Origin of the sequence: Oligoflexus tunisiensis, from assembly GCF_001748245.1 — a bacterium.
GTDB lineage: Bacteria > Bdellovibrionota_B > Oligoflexia > Oligoflexales > Oligoflexaceae > Oligoflexus > Oligoflexus tunisiensis.
This window is the reverse complement of sequence record NZ_BDFO01000001.1, coordinates 2,487,862-2,514,187: the sequence shown is the minus strand read 5'-3', so window position 1 is coordinate 2,514,187 and position 26,326 is coordinate 2,487,862. Positions and strand designations below refer to the sequence as shown.

Sequence of the window (26,326 nt, the reverse complement as noted above, 5' to 3'; positions counted from 1 at the left end):
CGGGACTTTTACAGCTCAACCACAATACCAATCTCAAAGACCTGGTCGGCCGGCAGTTTAAAGAAGTCGGTCGCCTTTTGACTGTTGCGCGTCATAAAGGAAAAAAGGTGCTCGCGCCAGCGGGCCATGCCGGGCCTCCTGGTCGAAACCAGCGATTCGCGTCCCAGGAAATAGGTCACAGCCTTCGCATCGTAAGGGAAGAGCTTGCCTACACTCCGTTCAAGACAGGCCGGAACATCCGGCATTTCCATGAATCCGTAACGAATCCTCGCCGAGTAAATCCCGGGATGGATGAGTTTGATTTCGATCTGCTCCTCTTCAGCGACGTAAGGGATGCTTTCCGTTACAACCGTCAGCAGGATCGTATGCTCATGCATCACATGATTGTGCCGTACATTGTGGACGAGCGAGGGCGGTGTACTGTCGGGTACGCTTGTCATGAAGAGGCCGGTTCCGCCCACGCGATAGGGTTTTTCAGTTTCCAGTTGTTCGATGAAGCGATCCACCGGCAGCGATTTGAGCTTCAAACGCTGGCCGAGAATGTAACGACCCCGACGCCAGGTCACCATGGATGTAAAAATAACAAGGCCAATCACCAACGGAATGAAACCGCCATCCAGCAACTTCACCAAATTGGCGAAGAAGAACGACAGATCCACCGTCAGCAGCACGGCAGAAACCAGCAGCGCGATCCACGGTCTCCATTTCCACAGATCCCGCGCTACATAATAGATAAGGATGGTGGTTATCACCATGGTCGCTGTCACGGCCAGACCATAAGCGGCTGCGAGACGACCGGATCGTTGGAAGATGAGGACGAGGGCCACTGTTCCCAGGAGCATGGCCCAGTTGATGAGCGGCACATAGATCTGGCCAATTTCATGATGCGACGTGTGCCTGATCTTCTGTCGCGGCAAATAACCCAATTGAATAGCCTGGTGCGTGATGGAATAGGCGCCCGAAATCAACGCCTGCGACGCAATAATCGCGGCCATGGTCGACAGAAAAACCAGCGGCATTGTTGCCCAATTTGGGGCCAGGAAATAAAAAGGGTGGTGGTAGGCCTCGGGGGACTCAAGTAAAAGCGCTCCCTGACCGAAATAGTTCAGCGCGAGACTGGGGAGGACCAAAAAAAACCATGCGATATTAATGGGCTTTCGACCGAAATGTCCAATATCCGCATAAAGGGCCTCGCCACCGGTCGCGACCAGGAACACGGCACCCAGCGCAAGAAAGCCATGCCAGCCATTCGCAAGAAAAAATCGGACGGCATGAAGCGGATTGACGGCTTGCAGCACACTGGGATTATGGCGGATGCCACCAATGCCCAGGGCGCCGATTGTGATAAACCAAATCAAAATGATAGGACCGAACGCCTTGCCTATCTTGTCGGTCCCGTACTTTTGGGGCAGAAAGAGCAAGCACAGTATAAGGACCGCGATCGGAACGACGTAGGGTTTGAACAGAGGGGTGGATATTTCCAAACCCTCCACTGCGGATAAAACGGAAATGGCTGGCGTAATCACCCCATCACCGTAAAGCAGTGCCGCTCCGAAGAGGCCCAGAAAGATCAGAAACTTTTTGGGATCCCGGCCCTCAAGCTTCGGCTTCGGATGAGCCAGGGCCATCAGAGCGAGAACGCCTCCTTCCCCACGGTTGTCCGCTCGCATCACATACAGCACGTACTTGAGGGAGATGACGATGATCAGCGCCCAAAAGACCAACGAAAGAAGGCCCAGTACGTTGCCCGGCGTGACAGGGAGCCCCGAGCCATGATGAAAACATTCCCGCAAAGCATACAATGGGCTCGTGCCTATATCCCCAAAGACAACGCCCAACGCGCCAAGAGTCAAGTTCAGCATATAGCGTGGATGACGGGCGGGAATAACAGCGGCGTGAGCGGTCACAAAAGCACTCCTAGTCGGTTTGTGAGGGGTGCAACCTTGTCCAGCGTTGCCTGTCCTATACAATACGGAAAATCACGGCAAAGCAATCCCCTGAGAGATGCTGCCCAGTCAGGAAACACGTATACAAGTTGTTGGCCGCTTGGTTTATTTTTTTGGTGTACAGAGCTCGTCTCCTAAACGTTTCCAAGGCCTTAGACCCGCTCTGGGCCTCGGTTTTTATATGTTTTTTATTCTTTTGGACGATTTTTTTATGTGTTTTTTTATTTGCTTTTCATAAGGCAGTTTGGGATTTGTCTAAATGATTAAATAAGCTCAACGCTGGATCGGTCACTAAACAAGGAAAATGGGCCAGACATGGAAATCGTTACCGCCTCAACGACAACAACGCCTGGGAGCGCCATGAAGTTCGAGAGCATCGCTCGCAACGTCGATAACCACGCCCCATGGCTGGCTGTGCTCGGTTCTGTAGCCTTGCATATTGCGTCAGTCCTTGTGATGCGCTTTGGTGATACGGCGCCGACCTATGTAGCTCCCGAACCGCCAAAAGTGGCCAAAGTTCGAATTCTTGCGAACCCGCATGGAAACCCGAATGCAACCAAGACCAAAGCGGTCGAAATTGCCAAGCCCAAACCCAAGCCTAAGCCTAAATCCCGGAATATCGCGAAAAAAGATATCGCGAAAGAAGAGCCCAAACCAGAACCCGTTGTCGCCAATGACCTTCCACAAAGCTTTGGGGATGACCCCACCGGCGGTGTAGTTGGCGTAGGCGTCAGTACGACCTCGGGTGACAGCGATCCGGGCGTCACGACAAACTGGCAGCCGATCGAACAGATCAAGCCTGATATGCCGCGCGAAGCCGCTCTGAAAGGCATTGAAGGTTTTATCAAGTTCCGCGTTGATATCAACGAAGAAGGTCGCCCAGAAAACATCACCGTGATCGAAGCGGAGAACCGCTCGATTTTCGAACGCGAAGCGCGCAAGGCTCTCCGGAAGTGGAAGTATCAGCCGCGTATGGTGAATGGTCAGGCCGTCCGAGTGGTAGGCCATACGATCGTGATTGAATTCAAGCTCACCGATTAAATCAAGGCGACATGGTTCGTTTTCACAGCGAACCTTTTCATTTGTCGAAATGCAGAGAATCAGATAGTTGTGTGGATCTGACTCCTAATTTCATCACGAACGGCGACATTTGTTGCGAGTAGGATAGAGCCTCTTTGGCAGAAAGGTAGTGCAATGGAAAAACAATTCAACATCGTCGAAGAACTTCTCCAAATGACCCTCCTGGGAACTGAATGGGTCTTGTGGCTCCTCATCATTCTCAGTGTGGTCTCGATCGCCATTGCGGTGGAACGTATGTGGTACTTCCTCCGTCAGGGCCGATTGAAACAGGAAGTTATCGAGGATTTTTACGGCAGGCTCCGGAGCCGCGACTACACCGGCGCTTCTGAACTTGTCAGCAACTACCCCAACAGCCTTGAGGCCAAAGTCGCTTTGGAAGGTCTGAATCACCGTGAAGGCGGCCTGGGTTCCATCCAGGAAGCGACCACGGCTTACCTCTTGCGTCAACGTAAGATGCTGGACCGCGGTCTGGTGGTTCTGGCGACGCTGGGTAACAACGCGCCCTTTATCGGTCTCTTCGGAACGGTTCTTGGTATTATTAAAGCGTTCCACGATCTCGGTACCAACCCAGCAGGTGGTGCACAGGTTGTGATGGCAGGTATCTCGGAAGCTCTTGTTGCAACTGCTATCGGTCTCTTGGTCGCTATCCCAGCCGTTATCGCGTTCAACTACTTCCAACGTCAGATCAAAGTTATCGCAACGGACGCGCAAGCCATGGTGAGCACCCTGGTGGCCGGTCTGGGCGACGACTTCAACTCCAAAGGCAAATAAGTTTTATAAGCCTGAAAGGAAAACGACATGGCTGGTGGAGCAGCGGATAACAATGACGAAGAGATCTCGGGTATCAACGTAACGCCCTTGGTCGATATCATGCTTGTTTTGCTCATCATTTTCATGGTGACGGCTACCTTTATCGCAAACAAAGCGATTGAACTGAAACTGCCAGAAGCGGACTCAGCTCAGACGCAAAAGCCGGACGAGAAAACCCTCAACTTTGCCATCGATAGAGAAGGCAAGCTGTGGATGGACAATGCCCCCGTTGGATTCGACGAGGTGGGTCCCAAGATCCGTGCTGAGCGCGAAAAGAAACCTGGAGTGAACCTGGCAGCGAGCATTAGCGCTGATGCCAAGACTCCCTATGAAATGGTTGTGAAGCTGATCGATATCGTTCGCAAGAATGAAATCATCGACTTTGCGATTACAACCGATCCGGTCTCGAACCCGGTCGGTGGTGAAGAGGCTGCACCCGCAGCACCTTAAATTTTAGACTTTGCAGAGCCTGTCAGGTATTGTCGTCCACGATGGCAATATTTGGCAGGCTCTTCTTATTTCCGCCTTGTGAGGCTCTTATTCCATGCCCGTGCTGCCCCCACCGTCCAGCCAGAAACGGCAACTCATCACCTGGCACGAACTCAAGATTTCCATACCGATCCTGACGTCGGTCTTCCTGCTCGGCACCTTGATTGAACCCTTTATCGGGCATGTGGCGGTTGGCATTTTCTTTATGATCGCCATCGCTGTCTCCGGTCTCTTCTTTGCCCGCATTACGATCTTCAGTCTCGCCTCGCTTCTGATTCTGATCTACTACTACTGGCTCTTTCCACCGGATGAGCCCAAGGATCTGCCGACTGTGGTCGCCCTCTTTATTGCGGCGGTCAGCATCGGCGGTCTGGTGAACAAGCTGAAGAATCAGGCCAACGCCCTGCATCTTCGGGAGCAGGCCACGCAGCTGCTCTTTACCCTGGCGCGGGAGCTGGCCCAGGCCCAATCCCGGGATGATGTGGCCCAGATTTCCTGTCAGGCCATGAGCGATCTCTTCGATCAAAGGGTCGCCCTGGCCTTTATCACCTTCGGGGAGGAGGACGGGCCACCTCAGCTGGAATGGCATCCGAAAAGTCAGATCAAGGCGAGCCCGGAGGAATGCCAGGAGCTTTTGGAAACCTTTGCCAACGAGAGTTCCACCCGTGACTTCGCGTTGTACCGGACGCATTCCGGGCGTCTCTATCTGCCTTTGATCGGCCGTGACGGATTGGTCGGCATCCTGCTCGTGGCCAATGCAGCCATTCTGGAAAAGAGCGAGGATAAGCAGCGTCTTGCCGCCACCTCAGCGCACCAGATCGCTGTGGCGATCGAACGTGAAAATTTCCAGGCGCGGTCCCGCACGGTTGAGGTCATGGAGCGGACCCAGATGCTCTATAAAACGCTCCTGAATTCCGTTTCTCATGAACTCAAGACCCCTTTGGTGGCCATTACAGGCTCATCCAGCGCCCTGATGGATGAAACGACCAGCCGCGATCAGCACCTCGTCCAAAGTCTGGCGGCCGAAATTCTCACGGCATCCAAGCGTCTGCGCAGCGTCGTGGAAAATCTGCTCGATATGACCCGTATTGACTCGGGCATGCTGAAACCCCGACGCGAGTTCTGTGACATTCGTGACCTTTTGGCCGTTGTGGTGCAAAGGCTGGAATTGGAAGGCAATCGGAAGGCCATCCATCTCGACGTTCAGAAAGACATACCCGAGATTTGGGTGGATCCGGTGCTGGTTGACCAGGCTCTGGCCAACATTATCCATAATGCCCGGGCTTATACGCCAAAAGACACAGCCATCGAAATTTCTGTACGCGCGTCGGAAGATTGTGCCTATATTTGCATACGGGATCATGGACCAGGCTTGGCCGAGCCAGCCAAGGTCTTTGAAAAGTTTTATCGTGGTTCGCCGCAGAATCCTGGAGGCCTCGGTCTGGGTTTGTCGATAGCCCAGGGATTTATTGAGGCTCAAAGTGGGCGTATTGAGGCCGCGAACCACCCCGAAGGCGGAGCGATGTTTACCGTGATCCTTCCCTGCCATCAGCAGGCGCTCCCCACGTAGCCAAGCTTGACCTTCACCGGAGTGAACATGAATCAGAGCAAAAAACAACATCTGCTCGTCATTGACGATGAAAACCAGATCCGTCGTTTCATTCGCCTGGCCCTGGCCCCCCATGGATATGAGGTCATGGAAGCGCGAACCGGTGAGGAAGGCATCCAAATGGCCATTCAACAAAGTCCGGATGGAATCATCCTCGACCTTGGCCTGCCGGATATGGATGGCATCAAGGTGTTGCATCAGCTGCGCGAATGGTACCAGGGACCCATCATCATTTTGTCGGTGCGGGATGACGAGGAAAGCATCGTCAATGCACTGGACTCAGGCGCTCATGATTACATTCGAAAGCCCTTCATGCTGGGCGAGCTTCTGGCCCGTTTGCGTCTGGCGATGCGCAGTCATCAGGTGGGTCTCGCCACGCCGGTTTACAGCTCAGGCGGCCTTGTGGTGGACCTCGCCACGCGGAAGGTGACTCTGGACGGCAAGGAAATTCGCCTCACGGTCACGGAATATGAACTGCTGAAGTGTTTGATCAAACATCGTGGCAAGGTCCTGACGCACAATCAGATCCTGACCGAAGTTTGGGGTCCCAAATCGGTCGAACACATCCAATATTTGCGTGTTTATATTGGGCATCTGCGGCAGAAGCTGGAAGCCGATGCCAATAAACCCAAGCTGATTATCACGGAACCCGGGGTTGGCTATCGCATGCAGAACCTTGAAGCACCGACCGCGGAAACGCCGGAGCCGGTGTCATCCGAAGCCTGATCAGTTGAAGCCGTAAAGATAGGGTGCTGTCTGGCCCTTGCGATCGACGATCACCCAATAAAGGTGATCGGACAGCGTGGGCACGGACAGGAAAAAGATCCAGTTGTCCTGCATGCTCTCGCCTTGTTCCGGCGGATAGACCTGGCCTTGAATCGTGCGTCCCAAATAAAGCGACAGCGAGGTTTTGGGGTTTTGCATCTGCTCGCGCAGGAAACGACGGACCTCCACCTTCTCATCGAGATTCAATTTTCCCGTCAACTTTTGATTGTGGGTTGAAGCCCAGCCGTCCGCGGCGATATGCAAAGGCGCTTCGATTCCCTCAAAATCTTCAAAGATAACAGCAAGGGCGAGCTGGGTGGCTTTGGAGACGGAAACCCTATCGGCAGGGCCAGCATCAATCTGCTGCTGCAGGGTTTCGACATCCGCCTGCAGGCGCAGCTGAGGAAATCCAAAATCCTCCTGAATGATGCGATCCGCGCGGGCGATTTCCGTTACAGCATCTGCGGAAATAGCGGAACTGAAAGGACTCACGGGTTCTCCCTGGCATTGAAGAGGAACGGTGGCACCGAAGCTGCCATGGACAGAATCAAGCATCAGGTAAGCGCGAAATTCCGTTCGTGCCGCTGGCATGTGTTCTGGCAGCAACAGAAAACTCTGCTCCACAGCCGGAACAGGATCCAGCACAAACTGCTGATAGTGGTGATAATGGATCGGCCGGTAGTTTGGATTCGCAAGGATACCGGCTCCCTGAGATTGAGCCGTGGCCCAGCAGGATCCGCCGTCGACGCAATCGATGCCATACTCCAAACTATAATTGAGACGGGTATGGCCAAAGCCCAAGGCTTCCCAGCGTCCCTGCGTTTTCACTTTCAGATGCCGGCCCTGGCTGGCAAAGTCCGGCGGTGATCCGCAGTTCAACGTCATGGCCTGAGCGCCTGCCACAGGGGTGAGACCAATCGCCGCAAGCATAATCAATATTTTCAGCAAGGTGGATCTCCGCACAAAAAAAAGTCACCCTCCGCTTCTATAGCTTTTCGCTGGCAAACGAAACTGACTTTTTTAGGGGCCTGGACTCCAATAATTCGAGAGTATTGGAAAAAATCCACGGACATGATGTTCCCCTGTTATTCTTTGTTCGTCCTGCTCGGCAAAAGTAAGAATACCCGCCTTGAACCTGCCCCTGGGAAGCCGACACGCTCGGTGGGCAGATAGGGGGAAAAGGCCGTTATGAAACAGAATCCGACCTGGCAGAAACCCTGGCTGATGCGTGTCCGACGAGCGCTCGCGGCATCCCTGAATCGCTGGAATCGGGCCACAGGCTGGCCGCTGCAGCCATTGGCCCAGCGCCTTTTCCTGCTGACTCTGCTTCCCTTCTATGTCGGCCGGCTCGGCCTGGGCCAAGGCCTTATGACGTTTTATCGCTTTTTATTAGGCGAGAACGGCTTTGTCATCGACCGGTCGGAACGTGATCCCGGCCTGATGATTCGCGAGGACAGCGCCGATGCCTGGGAGTTTCAGCAGGTCTTCATCCTCCAGGAATATCGACGGCTGGCCGGTCGCCACGATGTGCGCGTGATAATTGATGCCGGTGCGTCGGTGGGATTTTCATCGATCTACCTGGCCGAACTCTATCCGCATGCCTTCATCTATGCCCTGGAAGCTGATGAAATCAGCTTTCAGGCCATGCAGCGCAATACCCGGCATTATCCCAATATCAAACCCATCCAGGCAGCACTCGCTCAGGAGGATGGTGTCTGGGAGCGCGACAGCAGCGTGCCCACCATCACCGTCTCAAGTCTGATGGAACAATATCGCATTCCCTGCGTCGACATTCTTAAGATGCAAATCAAGGCAACTGAGGCCCGGATGTTCGAAACTCCGTCCTGCCATGCCTGGCTGGGGTCGGTCCGGGTTCTTGCGATGGCCCTGCATCCCTCTTTGGATTCCGATGCGGAACACCCCGTGCTTGAAGCCCTTCAATCCTATGAATTTACGGTGCGTTCCAGCGGGGGAAATCTGATCCTCGATTTCTCTCCGGCTGCGGATGCTGCGGGATTGAAGACACCGCAAAGACGCTTTTCCTGAGCCCCGCAATCCTGTGAAAAATTCCTGAAGAAAAGCTGGTATACCCAGGGCAGGAGGGCTCCTGTTGTGCGCTTTTTTCTGATCGGATCTGCCAGCTTCCTCATCCTTCTCCAGGCCATCGCCTGCCAAAAATCCAATTTTCAACGTGGTGATGCAGTTCATACGCCGCCCTTGAAGCAGCCGGATCCTGTGACAACTGAGCCGCTGCCGCCGCCCGATTCCACCACTCTGCCCGCCCCCGTTCCGCTGCCGCCGGATCCGGTGCCGGAGCCGTTATTCCAGGACTGTGAAAAGGATCCCGATCGCCACATGGTGGCCGATCTTTATACTTTGCCTCCGGGCACGCCGCATCTTCCTGACTTCACGAGCCTCACGGCAACCAAAAAGCTTTGCCTGAAGCAGCTCGATATTACCGACCGCGATTTCAAGGAAGGGTTTCCAGGAGTCGAAGGTTTGATTGAATGGTTTGGTTTGGATATTCGTTTCAAATTGCAGGTGCCGGTGAGCGGTGATTATGAGTTCAGTCTGAATTCCGATGACGGCAGCCGCCTTTTTATCGACGGTCATGAGGTGATCGACAACGATGGCCAGCATGCGCAAATTCAAAAGTCAGCGGTCGTGGTTTTGACAGAAGGCTTGCATGAGGTACGGGTGCCCTACTTTCAGGGACCGCGTTATCGGATTGCCCTTGAGCTGCAGTGGAAAGTTCCCGGGTCGGAGAACCTCACCTCGATTCCCGCCACGTTTATTCTGCGTCCGTGACCGGATCGATCCAGCGAATTTCGAACATGCGACCATCGGCCTCTTCCACCAAAAGTCGCCGATCCGCGCTCTTCTCAATTCCCTCGATAAATTCCCCGTAACGGATCAGCTGCCTTATGATGGCTGTGACCGTGGTCTGCCGCTCCACGGCCCAGGCCTTGAGTTTTTCCACTTCATCGATGGGCAGTGTGGTTTTGATACGGACGCGCTCGGTCGTCATAAGAACTCCGATTGGGTGAACTCACGCGTGGGTCCCGTGAGTTATAGCAGGATCCTGGAGTCACCGCAACCGATCGACAGTCCCTATTCCGCGTATATGTAATCCGTGGTCTTCGCAAACACGCTGGTATCACCAATTTGCTGCTGGGCTTCCTCACCATCAATATAGGTGTCATAGGCAGGAATGCCGGCGAGAAAGACCTGACTCCACGCCGTCATATAACGGGCGATGGTCTCATGAAATCGTCCTCCGTTCGTGATATCGCCGTGGCCGAGCTGATTGAACTTCGCATAGGCCTTGGGCTCATTCGTGGTGAAGTTCTGGAAGGCGGATAGAATCCGATTGGGGGAAGCCACCGTATCCTTCGTGCCAGTAATGAAGAGCATCGGGATGGGATTCATCGGTGTTTGCGGATTGAAAGCGCAGAACGTTACGGCCGACCGCACCCGTTCATCCAGATCGTTTGCGGCCAGGATCGTCCCCGCACCGCCATAGGAAAAGCCCATCAGACCGATGCGCTCCGGATCCACGCGTCCGGCTATCGGCGTGCTGTCCTTATCGCTTTCCACGAGCAGCGTCTCCAGCGAAGCCTTGTGTCCCTTCGACCAGGTCCTGGCATCCAAAGAGTAAGGATGGGTCGGCGTGAAAACAGCCACAATAAAGCCATGACTGGCCAGGTGCTGTCCCATCCATGACAAGTGTTCCTTGGTGTTGGTGAAACCGCCGGACAGTGTGGTCGCGGGCAGAGTTTCATCCAAAGGAGCCTCGGGATAATAAATGATCACGGATTTATATCCGGAGTTGCTGCCGGACGGCAGATAGGACTGAACCCGGTAAGGTCCGGTGAGGCCTGGATTGTGGAGAACGAGCGCCTGCTCTCCATCCAGACCATAGCGCGGGGATCGGAAGTCCGTCCCACAGCCCACCAGCACAAACGACAATAGTATCCCGACCAGACTCCGCATGGCGGTTCCCCCCTCGATCCGTGGATAGACTCGGAAAATTATGTAAGATAATAACGACGGGGAACCTGGGTTTGGTATTCAGAAAAATTAAGCGATTACGGAATTATGACACAGATGGTGGCGACTCAGAGATGGGCATGCTCAGCCATCCAGCGATGCATGGCTTTGGTGGCGATTAAACGGAAACGGCGCAGGTGGGAGAGCACGGTGTTCTGCTTCATCTTCAAATGCTGTCCAATCTCCTTGATGGAACGCTGCTCCAAATAGAAAAGACAGGCGATCTCGCGACGCAAAGGGTCCTTGTGGCTTTGAATCAGATCCTGCAGCACCGCGAGATATTCCTCCAGCTGCAGAAGGGTGACTTCAAACAGTTCGTGTCCCGGCGTGGCTTCCACTTCATCCGGCACGCATTCCACGGACACAAGATGCCTTTGCTTCTTCTGGATTCTGATTTCATTGAGACACTCATGGCGGGCAATGACCTTGAGCCAGGCACCCAGAGCGGCCTGATTATCGAGCTGATCCAGACCTCGCCAGGCCTTGATAAAAATATCCTGAACAAGGTCATCCGCGGCGGCATCATGAAAATGAAACTGGCGCACGATGGCACGAACGAGCAGCTCATGGGTTTGATAAAATCGATTGAAATCGATGGGGAGCCAGGACTTTTGAGCAAGAGCTTGCATGGTGATCCTCTCTGATCCAGTGACTGTGCCATGCTGTTCGGGAGAGTGTTGAAAGGCGTGTGTCCCAAAGAACAGCGCGAAGCCATAAGCAAGGATTTTGCCAGGCTTCGCGTATTCTCATCTGAGCTTCAGTTATTGCGCGTAATATCCAAAGAAAGTGCCTTTGGTTCCATCGTTTCCATTCAGGCTGCCGCGGAATTCGCCTGACTCCGTATCGATCACGTTGACCGAAAATCGACCGCTTTTGCCATCCAGGGTATAGTTTCCGGACACAGACTTTCCGTCATCACTGTATACGACCTGACTCAGTGCGCCCTCTTTGCCGGTTTCGGTCAGCAGAGATCCCTTGTCCTCGTAGGGTTGGAAACGCAAAGGCAGGGTGCTGGTGGGGCCGATTTTCATGTAGGCGCGGAAGGTGCGTCCTTCAAAATAGTTGACGCAGGGTTTGAATTGCCAGTCCCAGGCCAGATCCACATCCTTGCGTGCCGTGTCGAGCTCAATCAGCGATTGACCACCAGCTGCCTGCTGCAGCTTCAGAGTCAGATCGGTGCCCAGGGTCACATAGGTATCGTGATTGGCGCAAAGCAGAAACTCTGTTTCCACCAGATCACCGCGGCAGGTGAAATCACCTTCACCGGACCAGGGAGCCTTCTCGTTCGTTCTCTCGGCAAAGCGACCGGCCGGACGCACATCGTAGGTGACGTGAATGGTGCCTTTGCTGGCCCCTTGAGGCTGGATGCTGTAGGCGCCTTCGGCATAAGCCGCGCGCGGCAGAAAACGGTAGCCGGCAGGGATGCGAATCACCGCATCGAGTTTGCAGGTGCGTTTCACTTCACCAGGCCGGTTGGCCTGAATATGGAAGTCATTGAAGTGGACCCGCAGCGACTCACCGAGGATACCCTGGGCTGCATTGGAATTGGCGGCGGTTTCCGCGATATCATAATCAAGGTCCCCGCAGCCGGCATTGGTCTGAATGGATTCCACGCTTGCGATCGATGCGAAGGCCGCCTGCGAAAAACCGAGAGCAGCCAGAATACCAAAAACTTTTTTCATGACAATTTCCTTCTAGGATCGGCAATCGATGGGAACCAGGTTCAAACGATCGAGCCTAATCTCTTCAATTTGCGATGATGCCTTGCCGTTGATGGTGGATTCCACAAAGAGCGAGACGGACCAGGTAAAGTCCTCGGTGCAACTCGTGGGCACATCGGGCAGCTGGGCTTTCAAATCCATTTTGACAATTTGTGTCAGCTCTTCGGTCGTCGGTTCGGAATATTGCATCAGCTGGAAATCACGACCGGTATGGCGGCCCAGGCTGAATTTCAAGCGTCCGGTAATATTATCAATCGTTCCGTACAGCGTGCCTTTGATAACGGCCGCGAGCGCCACGGAAGGATCCAGACGATAGCCTTTGGGAATAACGATTGTACCCGCAAGACGGCAGGCGGCCCGATATTTCCCCAGAGCAGCTTCACTGATCAGGTCATCAAACCCAATGTGAACCGCACCGGACTCATCCTTTTCCACCTTGTATCCCGTGCCACAGGCGCTTTCCTCGGGGATGAGCGTCAGGTCCACGCGTTCGATTATTTCCGGAACAGGTTCGGGACGATCTTCCGTGCCTTCCGATATGGGATCGCAGGGTGCGGCCGCGGTCAAGGACGCCGTCATAAGCAGGCTGATAAACGATGATCGGATCAACATGATGAATCCCATCCTGGTGTGTTGGAGAAAAAAGGGGCGGACGGATCACCGCCCCTTTTCACAGGAGATCAGTGGCAGGGTTTCACTTTCACCTTACAGATGGTGTAACCCTGGGTGGCCGACACGCCCTGATCCAGATCGATCTGGGTCAGACCCTCGTCGCTGGACGGCTGAGTGGCCGAAGCGTAAACGGAGGTCTCGAGTGGAATGCCCGAGGCACCGCACGAGCCGTAGTTTTGCAACTGATAGCCGAAGATCGAGCCGACGAAGTTGGTGATATCACCGGCAACTGGGCTGCCATTCGCCTGGGAGAAGAACACGGTTTCACGAACGGAGGGCGCATTGCCCACGCGATGCGAAACGGTCAGACGGGCGATGCCTTTTTCGGAGAGGTTATAAATGCCGTCCACAGCGAAGTCGAAGACGTCGATCTGATAGTTCGGATGAACCGACAGTTTAAAATCCAGTGTGCAACGGCGTTTCTGATACTGCGAGCCGGCTTCCGCGATGGCGTTCATCGAACCATCAAAGAAGGCTTTGATGTAATATTCACCGTTTTCCTCCACAACGCGGATTTCCGAATCCTTCGCGCAGTCTTCATTCACAATCGGTTCGCTGATGGTGAAGGGAGTCGCGTATACGGCAGAACTCAGAACCAAAGCCAGGGGAGCCAAAAACTTTTTCATACGAAAACCTCTTTGTGGGGTATTGCACTGGCTGAACTTTTTTTCAGCGTCTACTAACAGAACGACGAATCGAAAAATTGTTGCAGCGCAGGAGAAACTTTTTTCAAAGAATTATCTTTTGGGTGAAACAATGTAGCTGATTTCAGTTAAGGTAGCGCCCGTTCCAAACACCGCCGTGGTTGGGATTTCTTGCATCCTTCCAGCTGCCTTTGAATTCACCGGTCGAGTCGCTGACGAGTTGAAACACAAAGGTTCCACCGCTACCGCTCGCTGACCATTTGCCCTGCACGGTACGCCCGCGATTGCTGTATGTCACATGAGTGAATTTGCCGCTGAAACCCGAGGTTTTGAAGGTTCCTTGCGAGCCCGAGAAACGGACGGTCGCGGGAATGGCCTGACCATTGTAGGCGACGTAGGTGGTTTTGAAGTCGCGATCCTCAAAAGGAATCGAGCAGGAGAAGAGTTCCCAGCGCCAGGACAGATCATGATTCTGGCGCGAGGCGTCGATCTCCATCTGGGAAAAGTTATTCCCGCTCTGATGGATGCTAAGGTCGATATTGGTATGCAGATTGACCAGAGTGTCCTCAGTCGAGCAGCCCAGCACAAACTGTTCATCAAGTTTGGCGATGCAGTTGATATCACCCTGACCTGTGAACGGAGTTTGATTCGACGCTTCCGCGCCCCAGCCGGTCGGCTCGACTTCATAGCTGACACGAATGTAGCCCTGGGTCTGGCCCTGGGGCTGCAGGAAATACGAACCTTCCGCAGCGGCCGAGACCGGACGGAAACGGTAGCCGGCGGGGATTCTCACCTCAGCATCGAGCACACAGTTTTTATGAACGGTTCCCGCGTAGCTGGTCGCCAATTGGAAATCGCTGAAGAAGACCCGCAGCGATTCACCCTTGGTGTTATTAGTCGTATTGAGCGGGGAAGTTTCCACCACGTCAAAGCTTGGGCTGGTGCCACAATCGCCGTTCGATGAAAAGGCATCAACACGAACTTCCGCGGCCTGTGCCGCGCTTGCTGTCAGGATCAGCAGTCCCAGGGAATGTTTCAATGGCATCGCAGTTCTCTCTTCAATGAATAATTTCTCTCAAGCCTCAAACGTTGGTCAGCGGGGGCTTGTATAATCCTTATGCATCGCCGTCAAGAGCTAGAATGAAATGCATAAACAGAAAAGAGGAGACCTGATGCCAAATACCGTTTTCGATTGGTGAATCGTATTTATAAAATTTTTTGCAAGAGAATCGCTCGATCTTCGTTACTTAAGGGGCGACTGCGTGGTGGCATCTGCCCGGCATCCGTTCGCTGCAAACGATCGACCAATTTGTCCCGGTCCGTCACCCAAAGGCTCGGAAGCTCGGCGTAGGCTGGCTGCCGGGTCCCACGACTATGGCAACTGGTACCGCTACAGCTTTGCTGGACAATGGGACGGATGACCTCCCAATCCGCGGCGCTCAGTTCGTCCGGCTGCGTACCGGGTGTTCCTTGCGTCATGGCCTGGTACAACTCTGTCGACACAATCAACTGATGCATGAGGGCCCTTGGTCCGGACGCCACCCAGCTGCGCACGGTGCTGCGAACCGGCTCCGGGGTCTCATTCCAACGCTGTCCCGAGAAATCCTCCCACGCTCGTCGCGCCATGCAGTCTTCAAAACCGGGACCGCGCTCCACAAAACTCTGCATCAGAAAGCGGGGCCCCTGTCCTTCCTGACCAAAAGCATGAGCCAGGTTGGAAATTTTCGGCTGATACACCCCACGGTCCGTCCAGGGCATCACCGCACCACCAAGATTATCCAGTGCATAATGACAACTGGAACAATCCGCCTTTTCCGCATGAGCGCGGTCCACTTTCTTGAGGCTTGGATTGACAAAGGTTTGAATGCCATCCGTGTTCAGGGTGGGATTGACATCCTGACAGAGAAAAGAGCGCGTGAGCCCTGCAATGCGTGAGCGAAAATTATTGTACTGCACAAGAAAACCCGGGGCGGTGGCAATCCCTGCACGTTCCGCTCCTTCTGGAAAGTCAAGGGTCACCGCTGCATCCAGAGGCAGACCGCGCAGGGTTTGCAGCAGCTCGTCCGTATAAATCTGCGGGTTGGTCTGCGCCAGACTTTGAACATAAAGCCAGTAGAGCCGCCTGGTTCCTAAAAACCGGGGAGCCGCCAGGAGATCCAGCCAGGTCTGATCGCTTTGATAGACCTGCACAGCCCGCGCGGAAAATTCCCGCTGCACTTCCTCCTGTAAAAGCTTGGCATCCTCACCTGCGATGCACCGGATGCGATCCGGCCCACAACCACAGGCCGGATGCAAAAATCCCTGACGTCCGGGTTTCGTGCAGACGATAGCCTTGCCCTCCACGGTGACGGTCAGATCCGTCTGCATCAGATTCGGACAAAACAGAGCCTGGGACCCCGGGGGCAGCCACCAGGCTTCGGCACGAACGGCCTCGGCCTTGGGGCAGCCGCCTTTTCCCGGGGCAAAGTACACACCATCGGCTGATTTCGAAAGCCGCGCATTCTGTGGCAGGACGTTCAGCTGGTCGCGAAATCCCATCATGTCATCGAAATACCGTTCCATGCGCAGCTGGTGGGCCTCGCTCGTGAGCCATCCCTGGAGCAGTTCGGACCATGATACACGACCGTGCTGAAGCGCCATGACTTCATCAGGGCTTGGACCATGATCACGAATCATAAAGGAATAGGTACGGGCCTCGCGGAGAGAAAGTGTGCTGCGGGTTGCAGCTTGAAGACAGCCCACGATCAGCAGCAGTCCGATCCATTTAAGAGAAGAGCCCATGAACAGCCTCCTTGCCGAGAGTGGATTGAGCATCAGGCAAACCCATGCGCAGAAGAATGGCCCCTGCGATCGCTTCATGCGTCAAAGCATTAAGGTCGGTGCGCGGGACGGGCTTCTGGTTTTCCCAGCCCATGGCCTCCGCTTTGGCATTGGTTTGACCGATGATGACGTTATCGCGCACGCCCTTGCCCATGAGGATGGCCGAAGCCGATTTCCAATGATCCGTTCCATCGGCCCCATTGAATCGAGGTGTCCGCACGAATTCCGAACCAATCAGCAGCGTGGTGGTATCGGCAAGACTGCGATCAGGACGCGCGGGATCAGGGGTTTGCCGCAGATCCTGCACCAGAGCGGCCAGGGCCCGCGCGAAGTCCAATTGTCTGGGCTTTTGTGAATTGAGTTCCTGATTGTGGGTATCAAAGCCTTTCAGCAGGACAGTCACATAAGGGGAAAGTCCGGTTCGCAGCAGTTGCAAGGCCCCCAGCATGAGCCCGGCATTATCCCCTGAATTCGCTGCACCGTAGGCTTCCTGCTGGGCAGAATCGGCGACCAGAACCTGATCCAGGCGTCGATCGTAAATTCCATCGAGAGAGCTTTGCAGCCGGATCCAGTCCTCCATGGCCGGTTGCCGCAGGGGCGAAGCCAGGCGGCTTTCCAATTGATTGTAGTCCTGGAGCAGACCGCGCAGAAGCTCTCTCTGCGGTGGATTCCAGTCGGCATCCACGCCCGGTTCAGCCATCATTCCCCGCATGCCTTCGATGTCGTTGGAACCCAAGGGTGGCGTCCGGACCGCCGTCTCTCCGAGTGGAATGCGACCACCAAGCACCAGATGAGCCGGAAACACGGCACTGCTGGCTCCCATTAAAGCTGCAAGCGCGGGATACTCCCGGCTGCGACTGAGACTCATGCGGGCGGAGAGCGCATACTGTTCCGCCAGAGGATGCGCGGTCACATCCACATAAAGACCGTTGATAAAGGCCGTGGGCAGAGCGGCAAAAGCTGAAAGGGCCGGCAAAAGACCGGAACCCACGTAAAGACGATCCTTGCCTGGAACAGTCCGCACCTCCTCCTTCAGGTAAGCGGGCTCGTAGGCGCCCGACTTTTGTTTGTCCCCCAGGACCGGATCAACAGCCAGGGCGGAATCCCAGCCGCCTCTTAAGAAAATGTGCAGGAATCGATGGGGATCCTGGCTTTGCGCGTAAGCCCTCTCGATGAATTCCCCCTGGGTTAAAAGTTTAAGACTTCCGAGCTGGCTTAACACGAGTGTACTGAGCGTATGACGCAGAAGGTGGCGCCGCGATATGGGATAAGGTTTCATAGGTACCAGAACTCCACGGAGGCAAGGAGGGTATAAACCACAGCGGTCCAGGCCTGCTGCGGCGAGACGTTTTGCTGCAGGAGCTGACGAAACCTTTGCTCCAGGAACTGGACCTCCTGATCCAGCGCTGGCCTGCTGTGAATGCGTATGTAAAATTTTTGCAGCTGATCCTTCCAAAGGTCCGGCTGCGGCTCAGGTGTGGGCAGCGCGGCGGAATTTTTCTCGATGATGCGGACCGCCGCTTCCCAGGCGATGGCCTGGACCGCGAGAAGATGCTGGACCTTGAGATCCCGATCACGTTCATAAATCGTGTCGTGATCCAGACCGCCGAGCGGCAAAAGATAACGTTGCAGAGCCGAGGTGCGACCGCGCCAGGGTTTGGAAAGATCCAGCCCAAACCTGGTTTGAATGTGCGTTGTGAATTGCTCCGGCGTCATCAGACGCCGGGCCGTTAAGGATGATGACATCGACTTTCCTCCCATGATGGCTGGAGCTATAGACGGGAGTCCCAGGGATTGGGTTCAAAAAATTTTTGAGGCATAAATTCTTACGTGTCGGCAGAAAGCTTGAGTCATTTTTCCCTGCCCACTGCCACGCTTGGAATAAAAAGGCCTTCCGTCCCGCCGTCATTTGTAGGTCAACGCCGTGCTTTAGCGCATCAGACCGGAAAATTTCAAGTTTCGGCGACCCGCGACGAAGGGGCCTTCATGTCCGTATCATCCGCCTCTTTTCTGCAGGGGAATTCTATGCAAGTCCATAATGGTGTTTCGCAATTGTCTGACGGAGCCGCCGCGGTCGCCGCGATCGTGAGTCAGTGGCCCAGGACAAAACCGAGTTTCATTTTCGTCTTCCATTCCACACAGCAGGATTCCAATGCTGTGGCACAGGCCGTGGAAAAGCACTACCCTGGAGTCCCTTGTGCTGGCTGCTCCACTTCCGGCGAGCATATGAATGGAGCGCATTACAATGGCAGTCTGGTGATGGCCGGCATCTGGTCGCCTGAGATTCGCTGGCAGGCCACCGTTCTGGATAAACTGAACTCTTTGGATGAAACCCGCGCCCGTAAAACCGTGGATCAGATGCTACAAAACTTTGCGCTGGACCGTGATCATATCAATCCGGACAGGCAGTTTTGCGTGACGTTTATCGACGGCCTTTCCATGAAAGAGGAACTGGTGTCGGCGCTGGTCGCAGACGCCCTGGAAGGCATCCCTCTCCTGGGTGGCTCGGCAGGTGATGATCTGAAATTCAAGGAAACCCGGATCATCGTCAATGGCAAAAGCTATCCGCAGGCCGCAGCCCTGATCATGGCTGACAGTCAGGATGGTTTTCGCATCATCAAACATCAGCACTTTTTGAAAACGCCGCGGCAGCTCGTGGTGACCCGCGTGGACACTGCCCAGCGTCGGGTTTATGAACTCGACGGCATGCCGGCTTTGGAAGCCTATGCGGCGTCCTTGGGGATGCCCGTCAGCCAGGTGACCGCGGATGTGGCCTTCGTCAACCCGCTGCTCTTTCGGGTCAATAACGAACTCTATGTGCGCTCGGTGCAGAAAATTGAAAGCGATGGCTCGATCGTATTCTACTGCGGGGTGGAAGAGGGCATGGTGCTGGAGATCGGCGATCACCTGGATATGCCGGCAGCCCTGCAGAAGGATATTCAATCCTTCCAATCCGCCCAGCAGCCGGCCGAATTTTTCCTGGCCTGCAACTGCATCCTGAGGGCTTTGGAAGCTGGCAAGGATAACAACTTCCCGCAGCTCGGCAACAGCCTGCAGAGCATCAGCCGGAATATCATCGGCTTCGATACCTACGGTGAACAATTAAACGGACTGCACATCAACCAGACACTGGTGGGTATCGCCTTGGGGAGGAAAGCCGCATGAGCCAGCCAAAAGATATCAATGCATGGCAGAAGAAAGCGGAAGCTGCAGAAAAAACGGTCAATATCCTGAAGCACAAGGTGATTGAACTGTATAACGCCGGGGCTCAGTCCGTCATCCATCGGCAGATGGAAAAGGCCCGTCAGCGCGATGAGGAAAACCGTCGTAAACGCGAAATCATGGAAGTGCGTAACCAGGAGCTGAAGAAGTACTCGGAGACGCTGGAGCAGCAGGTTGAATCGCGCACGGAAACCATCAAGACCATCCTGAACCATGTGACCTTCGGTTTCCTTGTGGTGGACCGTAACATGGTGATCCATGATGAATACACCAGGTCCTGTCAGACTCTGTTCGGCCAGACGAAGCTGGGCGGCCTGACTATCGTTCAGGCTTTGAAGATGAATAAACGCGCGGCCGAGCACTACGGACTCTGCATGGATCAGGTTTTTGAAGACATCATGCCGTCTACGGTGACCCTGAGTCAGATGCCCGAGCGTTTTGAAATCAATGGCCGCATCCTGCGCTGTGAACCCAGTATCATTCGCAAGAATGGCAAGGTCGATCGCATACTTTATACCATCAGCGACATCAGTCAGCTCGAAGCGGCCCAGCGGGAGGCTCAGACCAACCGCATCCTCGTCGGCATCCTGCGGCGCAGGGAAGGTTTCCAGGAGTACATGACTGAAGTCAAGGAACAGATTCATCAGGCCCTTGGCCTGGCGCAGGCAAAGAACCAGGAAACCGTGCGCAGAATCCTGCACACCATCAAAGGAAATGCCGCGTCGTGGGGCCTTGTGGATATTGCCAGCGTGGTCCACGGCATTGAAGATGAACACACAATCACCAAAGCCCACGTGCAGCAGGTGGAGGAGGCCTTCCGTTCCTTCATCAACACTCACGCCCAGATCATAGGCTTTGAATATGAAGGCCTGCATGAGGTGAACTTTGAAGTGAGTTCGACCCAAATCGAACGCCTCAAAACCCTCATTTCCGATCTTCCTGGCAATCAGGCTTCGCGCCTGCAAACCTGGACCGCTGTCGTTCTGCAGAAACCGGCTTCCCTCCTTCTGGGGCCGACCGAAGAGTTCGTGGCGAAGCTGTCCCACCGCCTCGGCAAGGATGTTCGCTTCGTGACAAAGGGTCTGGATACGCTGGTCGATGTCGATACCATGCGCGGCGTTTTGCAGGGCGTCATGCATCTCATTCGCAATTCCATTGACCATGGGATTGAAGAGGAGGGTATGCGTGGCAGCAAGAATGCGACCGGCCGGATAGAATTTACGATCGACTGCAAGGACAATCATTATCAGGTGATCGTGAAGGATGATGGCCGCGGCATTGATGTCGGAAAGCTGAAGAAGAAAGCCGTGGCCCTGGGCCTGAAAACGCAGCAGGAAATCGATCGAATGAGTCCACAGGAGCAGTTGGAACTCATCTTCCTCGATGGGCTTTCCAGTGCCGATACGACAACGGAAATTTCAGGCCGCGGGGTCGGGATGTCGTCGATTCTTGCGGCTGTGCGCCGTGTCCATGGCCGTTTCCACATCGAATCGCGTTTCGGGGAAGGCAGCACCATGCGGCTGGAAGTTCCCGTGCCTGAGAGCCTGCGGGTGCCACTCAAGGATGTAGCCTGAGCCATAAAAAAAGGGGGCTTGAAAGCCCCCTTCTTCTTTTGATCTACTTGGCCGCACTTCCCAATCCAGGCGTAACCTGGGACGTGACTTCCTGTTCCCCCTTGGCACTGTTCATGTAAACAATCTGAAAATAACCAAGACCCGGCATGGTCTGCTTCATGAATGCACCAACCAGGTTATGGTCATTCAATGGAATCATGCCGGCCTTCCAGCCTTCATTGTAGATCACATAAATAAGGACCAGCTTGCTATCGCCGTGAAGACGCAAGGTCGCATCAAGATCCTCCAAAGGCAAAGGCAGCTGAATGGTCAAAGGTTCAGCGACAGCCGGTGGCGGGACCGACGTAAATCGGTTCCATGGTCTGCAGAGCATCCGTCACACCCAGTTCCGCAAGAATCCCTGCACTCTTGTCCGTGGCTTCACCGAGGGAAATTTCGGTGGATACGGTCAGCGATCCAGGAGGAAAGGTTACGGCTGCATCGGCAACGTTTGAGGACGCGCTGGCCACGATCATCTGATCGGTGGTGGCCGTGGAACTGACCGTTCCGGTTACCACACCATCACTCTCGGTCACGGGAATATTACTGGTCAGACCTTTCGATTCCAGGTCCTCAATTTTACTGTCACAGCCACTCATCAGAAGCGACGCCAGAGCGAAGGTCACAAATAATTTGGTTTTCATGGTGTGTTTTTCCTTTGGTTAATCAGAAGAGCCAGCCGATACGGAAGAACGAGATATACGGAATGCTGGTTTTGCCGACAGCTTCCGCGGCTTTTTCAACATCCTCCTTGTTCTCCTTATAGTCTTCCGAATTCTGAACCGCCTGCTGACTTGCAGCCGAAACATTATCAAACGAAGTCTGGAGTTCGGACTTCACTCCCGACGGCATCTGATAACCAAAGTCAAAGCCCAGGGTCAAACCGGAATCCCAGCGGGCAAACCAGCCGATCTGAGGCGTAAGGTAATTGCTTTCCACTTCCAAACGCAAGGTGGTGGGAACGGTCAGGGTCACGCCGGCTGTGGTGGTCTCCACGTCGGTTTTAAGCTTGCCCACAATTCCCTGGTTGCCCAAGGCGGCGCCGATGAAAAAACTGCCCAGGAAAGGATAGAACCGCACCGTAGCATCCCAGTTCCGAATCTCCAGCTCAGTCTCATCCACCTTGAATCCATAGCGGCCACCGGTCAGCGACACGGAAATGAGATCGGCATACACAAGATCCACTCCGCCGGTCAGAGGATGGGGCAGGCCAAGCGCCACGCTGGGCCCAAAACGCAAATCCCCCAGAAGGCCCTTGCCCTTTGCGGCGGTCGCGTCTGGCGATTCCGCAGCTTTTGCCGTCTCCTGGGCGGGCTCAGCCTCCGTGTCCTGAGTCTGGGCAGGCTCATCCGTCGTATCCTGAGCCTGTGCCACCTGGGTGAAAATTCCGACACTAAGAAACGCGGAAAGCACAGAAACCTTCCAGCTCATGGGGTCTCCTTTGGTAGAGGGATTTCCCCTATTATAACGGACACCCAGTTAAAGAGGAAACGGAAGGAAAAGACTGCCTACGCTCAGACCGATCAGCTTATTTTTTCATAGCGTAGACGCAGCGCATTCGCAATCACGGAAACCGAGCTGAGGCTCATGGCTCCGGCTGCAATCATGGGGTTCAGGAGGAGATGGAAGAACGGATAGAGGACGCCGGCTGCAATCGGAATGCCGGCTGCATTGTAGAAGAAGGCAAAGAAGAGGTTCTGTTTGATATTGCGAATGGTGGCCTGGCTGAGCTTGCGTGCCCGCACAATGCCCATGAGATCACCCTTGATCAGAGTCACCCCCGCACTTTCCATGGCCACGTCCGTTCCTGTGCCCATGGCGATTCCGATCTGGGCTTTGGCCAGAGCGGGCGCATCGTTGATCCCGTCTCCCGCCATGGCTACCATTTGTCCCTTTTTCTGGAGCTGCGCCACGTACTGAACCTTTTGCTCCGGCAGCACCTCGGCCACCACATCGTCGAGGGCCAGCTTGCGTCCGACAGCCTGCGCGGTCGTCCGACTGTCACCGCTCAGCATGAGCACGCGTATGTCATCGTCCTGCAGGGTTTGAATCGCCTGCCGGGCTGTATCCTTGATGGGATCAGCGACACTGATCAAACCAGCAAGTTGACCTTCGATGGCGGCAAACATCACGGTCTGCCCTTCGGCCCGCAGGTTTTCCGCCTGGGACCAAAGGGCATCCAGGGGCAGGGCGAGCGTTTCCATGAGGGACCGGTTCCCGAGCGTCACGGTTTGACCTGCGACCTTGCCCTGCACGCCTTGACCCGTGATGGAGGTGAAATCCTGAACCGGCAGCAGGGGAATGCCGCGTTCCTCCGCGTCGGAGGCGATGGCATGCGCCAGGGGATGTTCACTGCTTTTTTCCAGAGAGGCCACGAGACTCAAAAAATTCTGTTCATCCACACCGGGAAGGACGACCACCTGCGCAAGTTTAGGTTTGCCAAGCGTCAGCGTCCCTGTTTTATCGACAACCAGGCTATCGACTTTCTGCAGGAGTTCGATCGCGGCTGCATCACGAAAGAGAATTCCCATCTGCGCGCCACGTCCAGTGGCCACCATAATGGACATCGGCGTCGCCAGTCCCAGGGCACAGGGGCAGGCGATGATCAGCACCGCGATGGCATTGACCAGCGCATGGGCCATCCTGGGCTCGGGCCCTATCGTCCCCCACACCAGAGCGGTGAGAAGCGCGATGACAATGACGATCGGCACAAACGTAGCCGCCACGCGATCCGCCATGTTTTGAATCGGAGCCCGACTGCGCTGGGCTTCCGCCACCATATGAACGATGCGGGCGAGCAGCGTGTCCGAACCGACCTTTTCCGCCTGAAATACAAAGGATCCGGTCCCGTTGATAGTGGCGCCCACGACCTGACTTCCGGCAATTTTTTCCACCGGCATGGGCTCCCCGGTTATCATTGATTCGTCGACGGAACTTTTTCCGTGCAGGACGCGACCATCGACGGGAACTTTTTCGCCGGGCCGCACGCGGAGGTGATCGCCCACCTGAACCTGAGCCAAAGGCAAATCCTTTTCCGCACCCTGGGCCGTCACCACGTGAGCCATCTTCGGAGCCAGGTTCAGAAGCTTTTGAATGGCCGAGCTGGTTTGATTGCGTGCTTTCAGCTCAAGGACCTGCCCCAGCAGAATCAATGTGACGATCACAGCTGCCGATTCAAAATAAAGGGCGACGTTCCCGGCATGATCGCGAAAGGAAGCCGGAAAAATATCAGGCATCAGAGCGGCGAGAACGCTATAAATATAGGCCACGCTCACCCCGAGAGCGATGAGAGTGAACATATTCAAACGTCTGCGAACCAGGGAATCCCAGCCGCGCACATAAAAAGGCCAGGCCGCCCAGAGGCACACGGGCGAGGCCAGGACCAGCTCAAGCAAGGCCCGGCCTCGTGCCCCCAGCGCCGCTGAAATCGGAGCGCCGGGCAGCATATCCCCCATGGCAACGACAAGGAGTGGAATGGTCAGAAGCGCCGCGCCCCAGAAGCGCCTGGACATGGCGCGCAACTCGGTATGATCCTGGGTATCAGGCAGAAAAGGTTCCAGGGCCATGCCGCAGATGGGGCAATGTCCAGCGGCCGGTTTGCGAATTTCCGGGTGCATCGGACAAACCCACACGGTCTGGCCTGGAATAGTTCCGGACGCATGGGCTCGACCGTCTTCAGAACCTGTCGCGCCCTGAAAAATGGGGGTTTGCGGATGATGATGAGATTGATCCATAGGACCTCCCTAGGAAACAGACTGAAAAGCTCGGGAAACTATAGAAACTTCGAGCGACTGATAGAATACCTGTTTTCACGCAGTTTCTGCGTTCAGGCTGGGCGGGCGGCAAGCGAGCAGGCTTGGACCCTATCTGAAAAAAAGGGATGATTTTCCGTGATGGGGTCGTACCCTGGTAATAGTTCTCAGGCAGGATGTTTTCTGCGTGGCGCGCGTCCCAATCCGATCAAAAAATATCCACTGAGCCAAAGACCGAGCGCACCGAGACTGAGGCCTTTCAACCAGGGATTGTTGAAGTCCTCGCGCTCCTTGAAATCCATGATGTGAAGCATCCAAAGAAAATCATAGACGCGCCAGAACATATTGCGGCGCGCGAGAACACGACCGGACCAGGGATCAACATAAAGCCTGGTCCCGCGAACATCGGGAAGAAGGATTTGATAAACGGGAATCGGACCTTTGTAATCTTCGGTTCGGGTTTCCAGCAGCTGCACCTGGGACGGTTTATCCTGGCTTTGAATCTGCTGCATCGCGAACTGGATCGCGCGTTCGCTGCTGAGCTGAGGGCCAGGTTCACCTGTGAGGGCATCGAAAACGGCCACCGCACCGGCCGTGGATTCCAAGCGATAGAAGAGACCGGCGGGTGCCTGCTCCAGACGCAGCGTTTTCGTCACAAAGTTTGCAGGAATTTTCAAAGTCGATGCCGGCACCACCTGATTCAACGGCAGAGCGGACACGGCTGACTCCGTCTTGCGATCATCATCCCGAATGACCTGAATCGGCACCCAGGCAAAGTAAACCCCGCTTGTGATCCACAGCAGCAATTGTATCCCGATCAAAATTCCGGCCCAACGATGAAACTTTCTGACCTGAACCCGCGCTGCTTTGGAAAACATCACAATCCGCCTTCTATCCTGAATCATTCGTGATCCTGTTCATAACAGAATCCCCAACCGCAGCCAATCCTGGTTTATGCTGCTGGCCAAAGCCCTGCTAAAACCGACGGGCAGGGTTTTTCCCCGCACTTGCGTTGCAGCTGGCCCCTACTGGTGAAAGTTTCCCCGTGAAAATGCATCATGTGTCTGCCCTCATGACCTCCTGCGTTCTCCTGGCCAACTGCAACGCTTCTCAAAGGCTACGGACATATTCTG

26 protein-coding genes are annotated in these 26,326 nt (G+C 54.9%); 9 read left to right on the top strand and 17 right to left on the bottom strand.

All coding sequences use genetic code 11. The annotated features are described in order from the left end of the window. Nucleotides 1-8: 8 nt before the first annotated feature. Nucleotides 9-1,862 (bottom strand): potassium transporter Kup, encoded by a 1,854-nt coding sequence (locus tag OLTU_RS10925; protein ID WP_141736776.1) that lies wholly within the window; start codon nucleotides 1,860-1,862, stop codon nucleotides 9-11. 399 nt (nucleotides 1,863-2,261) lie between these two features. On the opposite strand from OLTU_RS10925, the gene OLTU_RS10920 reads away from it, so the two are divergent. The 5 genes from OLTU_RS10920 to OLTU_RS10900 all read left to right on the top strand — a co-directional run bounded on the left by OLTU_RS10920 (nucleotide 2,262) and on the right by OLTU_RS10900 (nucleotide 6,660). Continuing rightward, on the top strand, nucleotides 2,262-2,987 hold the full coding sequence (locus OLTU_RS10920) for an energy transducer TonB (RefSeq protein ID WP_141732793.1): 726 nt from the start codon (nucleotides 2,262-2,264) through the stop codon (nucleotides 2,985-2,987). A gap of 153 nt (nucleotides 2,988-3,140) precedes the next feature. Beyond that, nucleotides 3,141-3,797, top strand: a complete 657-nt coding sequence (locus OLTU_RS10915) for a MotA/TolQ/ExbB proton channel family protein (RefSeq protein ID WP_141732792.1) — start codon at nucleotides 3,141-3,143, stop codon at nucleotides 3,795-3,797. 27 nt (nucleotides 3,798-3,824) lie between these two features. Continuing rightward, nucleotides 3,825-4,286 carry an ExbD/TolR family protein gene (locus OLTU_RS10910; protein ID WP_141732791.1) on the top strand — a complete coding sequence of 154 codons (462 nt, stop codon included), beginning with the start codon at nucleotides 3,825-3,827 and terminating at the stop codon, nucleotides 4,284-4,286. A gap of 94 nt (nucleotides 4,287-4,380) precedes the next feature. Next, nucleotides 4,381-5,895 carry a sensor histidine kinase gene (locus OLTU_RS10905; RefSeq protein WP_141732790.1) on the top strand — a complete coding sequence of 505 codons (1,515 nt, stop codon included), beginning with the start codon at nucleotides 4,381-4,383 and terminating at the stop codon, nucleotides 5,893-5,895. 27 nt (nucleotides 5,896-5,922) lie between these two features. Further along, the gene (locus OLTU_RS10900) at nucleotides 5,923-6,660 is read left to right on the top strand and encodes a response regulator (RefSeq protein ID WP_141732789.1); all 738 of its coding nucleotides are present in this window, start codon (nucleotides 5,923-5,925) and stop codon (nucleotides 6,658-6,660) included. Here the strand turns inward: OLTU_RS10900 and OLTU_RS10895 are convergent, their stop codons facing one another. Next, nucleotides 6,661-7,647 carry a hypothetical protein gene (locus OLTU_RS10895; RefSeq protein WP_141732788.1) on the bottom strand — a complete coding sequence of 329 codons (987 nt, stop codon included), beginning with the start codon at nucleotides 7,645-7,647 and terminating at the stop codon, nucleotides 6,661-6,663. 240 nt (nucleotides 7,648-7,887) lie between these two features. Between OLTU_RS10895 and OLTU_RS10890 the strand changes: the two genes are divergently transcribed. Beyond that, nucleotides 7,888-8,745 carry a class I SAM-dependent methyltransferase gene (locus OLTU_RS10890; RefSeq protein WP_141732787.1) on the top strand — a complete coding sequence of 286 codons (858 nt, stop codon included), beginning with the start codon at nucleotides 7,888-7,890 and terminating at the stop codon, nucleotides 8,743-8,745. Nucleotides 8,746-8,811: 66 nt separating this feature from the next. Beyond that, nucleotides 8,812-9,507, top strand: a complete 696-nt coding sequence (locus OLTU_RS10885) for a PA14 domain-containing protein (protein ID WP_141732786.1) — start codon at nucleotides 8,812-8,814, stop codon at nucleotides 9,505-9,507. Here OLTU_RS10885 and OLTU_RS10880 read toward each other — a convergent pair. The 10 genes from OLTU_RS10880 to OLTU_RS10835 form a co-directional block, all read right to left on the bottom strand. Next, nucleotides 9,491-9,727 carry a hypothetical protein gene (locus OLTU_RS10880; RefSeq protein ID WP_141732785.1) on the bottom strand — a complete coding sequence of 79 codons (237 nt, stop codon included), beginning with the start codon at nucleotides 9,725-9,727 and terminating at the stop codon, nucleotides 9,491-9,493. The genes OLTU_RS10885 and OLTU_RS10880 overlap by 17 nt on opposite strands. Nucleotides 9,728-9,810: 83 nt before the next feature. Next, nucleotides 9,811-10,692, bottom strand: a complete 882-nt coding sequence (locus OLTU_RS10875) for an alpha/beta hydrolase family protein (protein ID WP_141732784.1) — start codon at nucleotides 10,690-10,692, stop codon at nucleotides 9,811-9,813. Nucleotides 10,693-10,817: 125 nt separating this feature from the next. Further along, entirely contained in the window at nucleotides 10,818-11,378 is a 561-nt protein-coding gene (locus OLTU_RS10870; protein ID WP_141732783.1) for an RNA polymerase sigma factor, read from the bottom strand. Nucleotides 11,379-11,510: 132 nt separating this feature from the next. Beyond that, nucleotides 11,511-12,431 carry a DUF4360 domain-containing protein gene (locus OLTU_RS10865; RefSeq protein WP_141732782.1) on the bottom strand — a complete coding sequence of 307 codons (921 nt, stop codon included), beginning with the start codon at nucleotides 12,429-12,431 and terminating at the stop codon, nucleotides 11,511-11,513. Nucleotides 12,432-12,443: 12 nt separating this feature from the next. Further along, on the bottom strand, nucleotides 12,444-13,082 hold the full coding sequence (locus OLTU_RS10860; protein ID WP_141732781.1) for a hypothetical protein: 639 nt from the start codon (nucleotides 13,080-13,082) through the stop codon (nucleotides 12,444-12,446). Nucleotides 13,083-13,150: 68 nt separating this feature from the next. Next, the gene (locus OLTU_RS10855; RefSeq protein WP_141732780.1) at nucleotides 13,151-13,768 is read right to left on the bottom strand and encodes a hypothetical protein; all 618 of its coding nucleotides are present in this window, start codon (nucleotides 13,766-13,768) and stop codon (nucleotides 13,151-13,153) included. Between the two features lie 142 nt (nucleotides 13,769-13,910). Beyond that, a complete protein-coding gene (locus tag OLTU_RS10850; protein WP_141732779.1) occupies nucleotides 13,911-14,831 on the bottom strand; it encodes a DUF4360 domain-containing protein in 921 nt (306 codons plus the stop codon). A gap of 161 nt (nucleotides 14,832-14,992) precedes the next feature. Further along, nucleotides 14,993-16,567 carry a hypothetical protein gene (locus OLTU_RS10845; RefSeq protein ID WP_141732778.1) on the bottom strand — a complete coding sequence of 525 codons (1,575 nt, stop codon included), beginning with the start codon at nucleotides 16,565-16,567 and terminating at the stop codon, nucleotides 14,993-14,995. Further along, nucleotides 16,551-17,885: a DUF1501 domain-containing protein gene (locus OLTU_RS10840; protein ID WP_141732777.1), complete on the bottom strand. Its 1,335-nt coding sequence runs from the start codon at nucleotides 17,883-17,885 to the stop codon at nucleotides 16,551-16,553. Before OLTU_RS10840 ends, OLTU_RS10845 begins: the two co-directional genes overlap by 17 nt. Then, a complete protein-coding gene (locus OLTU_RS10835) occupies nucleotides 17,882-18,352 on the bottom strand; it encodes a hypothetical protein (protein ID WP_141732776.1) in 471 nt (156 codons plus the stop codon). The genes OLTU_RS10840 and OLTU_RS10835 overlap by 4 nt, the downstream gene beginning before the upstream one ends. A gap of 279 nt (nucleotides 18,353-18,631) precedes the next feature. Between OLTU_RS10835 and OLTU_RS10830 the strand changes: the two genes are divergently transcribed. After that, nucleotides 18,632-19,771 carry an FIST N-terminal domain-containing protein gene (locus OLTU_RS10830; RefSeq protein WP_176736514.1) on the top strand — a complete coding sequence of 380 codons (1,140 nt, stop codon included), beginning with the start codon at nucleotides 18,632-18,634 and terminating at the stop codon, nucleotides 19,769-19,771. Further along, nucleotides 19,768-21,402: an ATP-binding protein gene (locus tag OLTU_RS10825; protein WP_141732774.1), complete on the top strand. Its 1,635-nt coding sequence runs from the start codon at nucleotides 19,768-19,770 to the stop codon at nucleotides 21,400-21,402. The genes OLTU_RS10830 and OLTU_RS10825 overlap by 4 nt, the downstream gene beginning before the upstream one ends. 43 nt (nucleotides 21,403-21,445) lie before the next feature. On the opposite strand, the gene OLTU_RS10820 is transcribed toward OLTU_RS10825, so the two are convergent. The 5 genes from OLTU_RS10820 to OLTU_RS10800 all read right to left on the bottom strand — a co-directional run bounded on the left by OLTU_RS10820 (nucleotide 21,446) and on the right by OLTU_RS10800 (nucleotide 26,071). Then, nucleotides 21,446-21,715, bottom strand: coding sequence for a hypothetical protein (locus OLTU_RS10820; protein ID WP_141732773.1), 270 nt, complete (start codon nucleotides 21,713-21,715; stop codon nucleotides 21,446-21,448). Between the two features lie 4 nt (nucleotides 21,716-21,719). Then, nucleotides 21,720-22,085 (bottom strand): hypothetical protein, encoded by a 366-nt coding sequence (locus tag OLTU_RS10815; RefSeq protein WP_141732772.1) that lies wholly within the window; start codon nucleotides 22,083-22,085, stop codon nucleotides 21,720-21,722. A 22-nt stretch (nucleotides 22,086-22,107) separates the two neighbouring features. After that, nucleotides 22,108-22,872, bottom strand: coding sequence for a hypothetical protein (locus tag OLTU_RS10810; RefSeq protein WP_141732771.1), 765 nt, complete (start codon nucleotides 22,870-22,872; stop codon nucleotides 22,108-22,110). Between the two features lie 92 nt (nucleotides 22,873-22,964). Beyond that, the gene (locus tag OLTU_RS10805) at nucleotides 22,965-25,175 is read right to left on the bottom strand and encodes a copper-transporting P-type ATPase (RefSeq protein ID WP_245676818.1); all 2,211 of its coding nucleotides are present in this window, start codon (nucleotides 25,173-25,175) and stop codon (nucleotides 22,965-22,967) included. Between the two features lie 185 nt (nucleotides 25,176-25,360). Next, nucleotides 25,361-26,071, bottom strand: a complete 711-nt coding sequence (locus OLTU_RS10800) for a PepSY domain-containing protein (RefSeq protein WP_141732770.1) — start codon at nucleotides 26,069-26,071, stop codon at nucleotides 25,361-25,363. Nucleotides 26,072-26,326 lie beyond the last annotated feature (255 nt).

Coding starts and splice junctions, on each gene's coding strand:
- OLTU_RS10925 (WP_141736776.1), bottom strand. CDS start 1,862: ATGCTGAACTTGACTCTTGGCGCGTTGGGCGTTGTCTTTGGGGATATA.
- OLTU_RS10920 (WP_141732793.1), top strand. CDS start 2,262: ATGGAAATCGTTACCGCCTCAACGACAACAACGCCTGGGAGCGCCATG.
- OLTU_RS10915 (WP_141732792.1), top strand. CDS start 3,141: ATGGAAAAACAATTCAACATCGTCGAAGAACTTCTCCAAATGACCCTC.
- OLTU_RS10910 (WP_141732791.1), top strand. CDS start 3,825: ATGGCTGGTGGAGCAGCGGATAACAATGACGAAGAGATCTCGGGTATC.
- OLTU_RS10905 (WP_141732790.1), top strand. CDS start 4,381: ATGCCCGTGCTGCCCCCACCGTCCAGCCAGAAACGGCAACTCATCACC.
- OLTU_RS10900 (WP_141732789.1), top strand. CDS start 5,923: ATGAATCAGAGCAAAAAACAACATCTGCTCGTCATTGACGATGAAAAC.
- OLTU_RS10890 (WP_141732787.1), top strand. CDS start 7,888: ATGAAACAGAATCCGACCTGGCAGAAACCCTGGCTGATGCGTGTCCGA.
- OLTU_RS10880 (WP_141732785.1), bottom strand. CDS start 9,727: ATGACGACCGAGCGCGTCCGTATCAAAACCACACTGCCCATCGATGAA.
- OLTU_RS10875 (WP_141732784.1), bottom strand. CDS start 10,692: ATGCGGAGTCTGGTCGGGATACTATTGTCGTTTGTGCTGGTGGGCTGT.
- OLTU_RS10870 (WP_141732783.1), bottom strand. CDS start 11,378: ATGCAAGCTCTTGCTCAAAAGTCCTGGCTCCCCATCGATTTCAATCGA.
- OLTU_RS10865 (WP_141732782.1), bottom strand. CDS start 12,431: ATGAAAAAAGTTTTTGGTATTCTGGCTGCTCTCGGTTTTTCGCAGGCG.
- OLTU_RS10860 (WP_141732781.1), bottom strand. CDS start 13,082: ATGTTGATCCGATCATCGTTTATCAGCCTGCTTATGACGGCGTCCTTG.
- OLTU_RS10855 (WP_141732780.1), bottom strand. CDS start 13,768: ATGAAAAAGTTTTTGGCTCCCCTGGCTTTGGTTCTGAGTTCTGCCGTA.
- OLTU_RS10850 (WP_141732779.1), bottom strand. CDS start 14,831: ATGCCATTGAAACATTCCCTGGGACTGCTGATCCTGACAGCAAGCGCG.
- OLTU_RS10845 (WP_141732778.1), bottom strand. CDS start 16,567: ATGGGCTCTTCTCTTAAATGGATCGGACTGCTGCTGATCGTGGGCTGT.
- OLTU_RS10840 (WP_141732777.1), bottom strand. CDS start 17,885: ATGAAACCTTATCCCATATCGCGGCGCCACCTTCTGCGTCATACGCTC.
- OLTU_RS10835 (WP_141732776.1), bottom strand. CDS start 18,352: ATGTCATCATCCTTAACGGCCCGGCGTCTGATGACGCCGGAGCAATTC.
- OLTU_RS10830 (WP_176736514.1), top strand. CDS start 18,632: ATGCAAGTCCATAATGGTGTTTCGCAATTGTCTGACGGAGCCGCCGCG.
- OLTU_RS10825 (WP_141732774.1), top strand. CDS start 19,768: ATGAGCCAGCCAAAAGATATCAATGCATGGCAGAAGAAAGCGGAAGCT.
- OLTU_RS10815 (WP_141732772.1), bottom strand. CDS start 22,085: ATGAAAACCAAATTATTTGTGACCTTCGCTCTGGCGTCGCTTCTGATG.
- OLTU_RS10810 (WP_141732771.1), bottom strand. CDS start 22,872: ATGAGCTGGAAGGTTTCTGTGCTTTCCGCGTTTCTTAGTGTCGGAATT.
- OLTU_RS10805 (WP_245676818.1), bottom strand. CDS start 25,175: ATGGATCAATCTCATCATCATCCGCAAACCCCCATTTTTCAGGGCGCG.
- OLTU_RS10800 (WP_141732770.1), bottom strand. CDS start 26,071: ATGTTTTCCAAAGCAGCGCGGGTTCAGGTCAGAAAGTTTCATCGTTGG.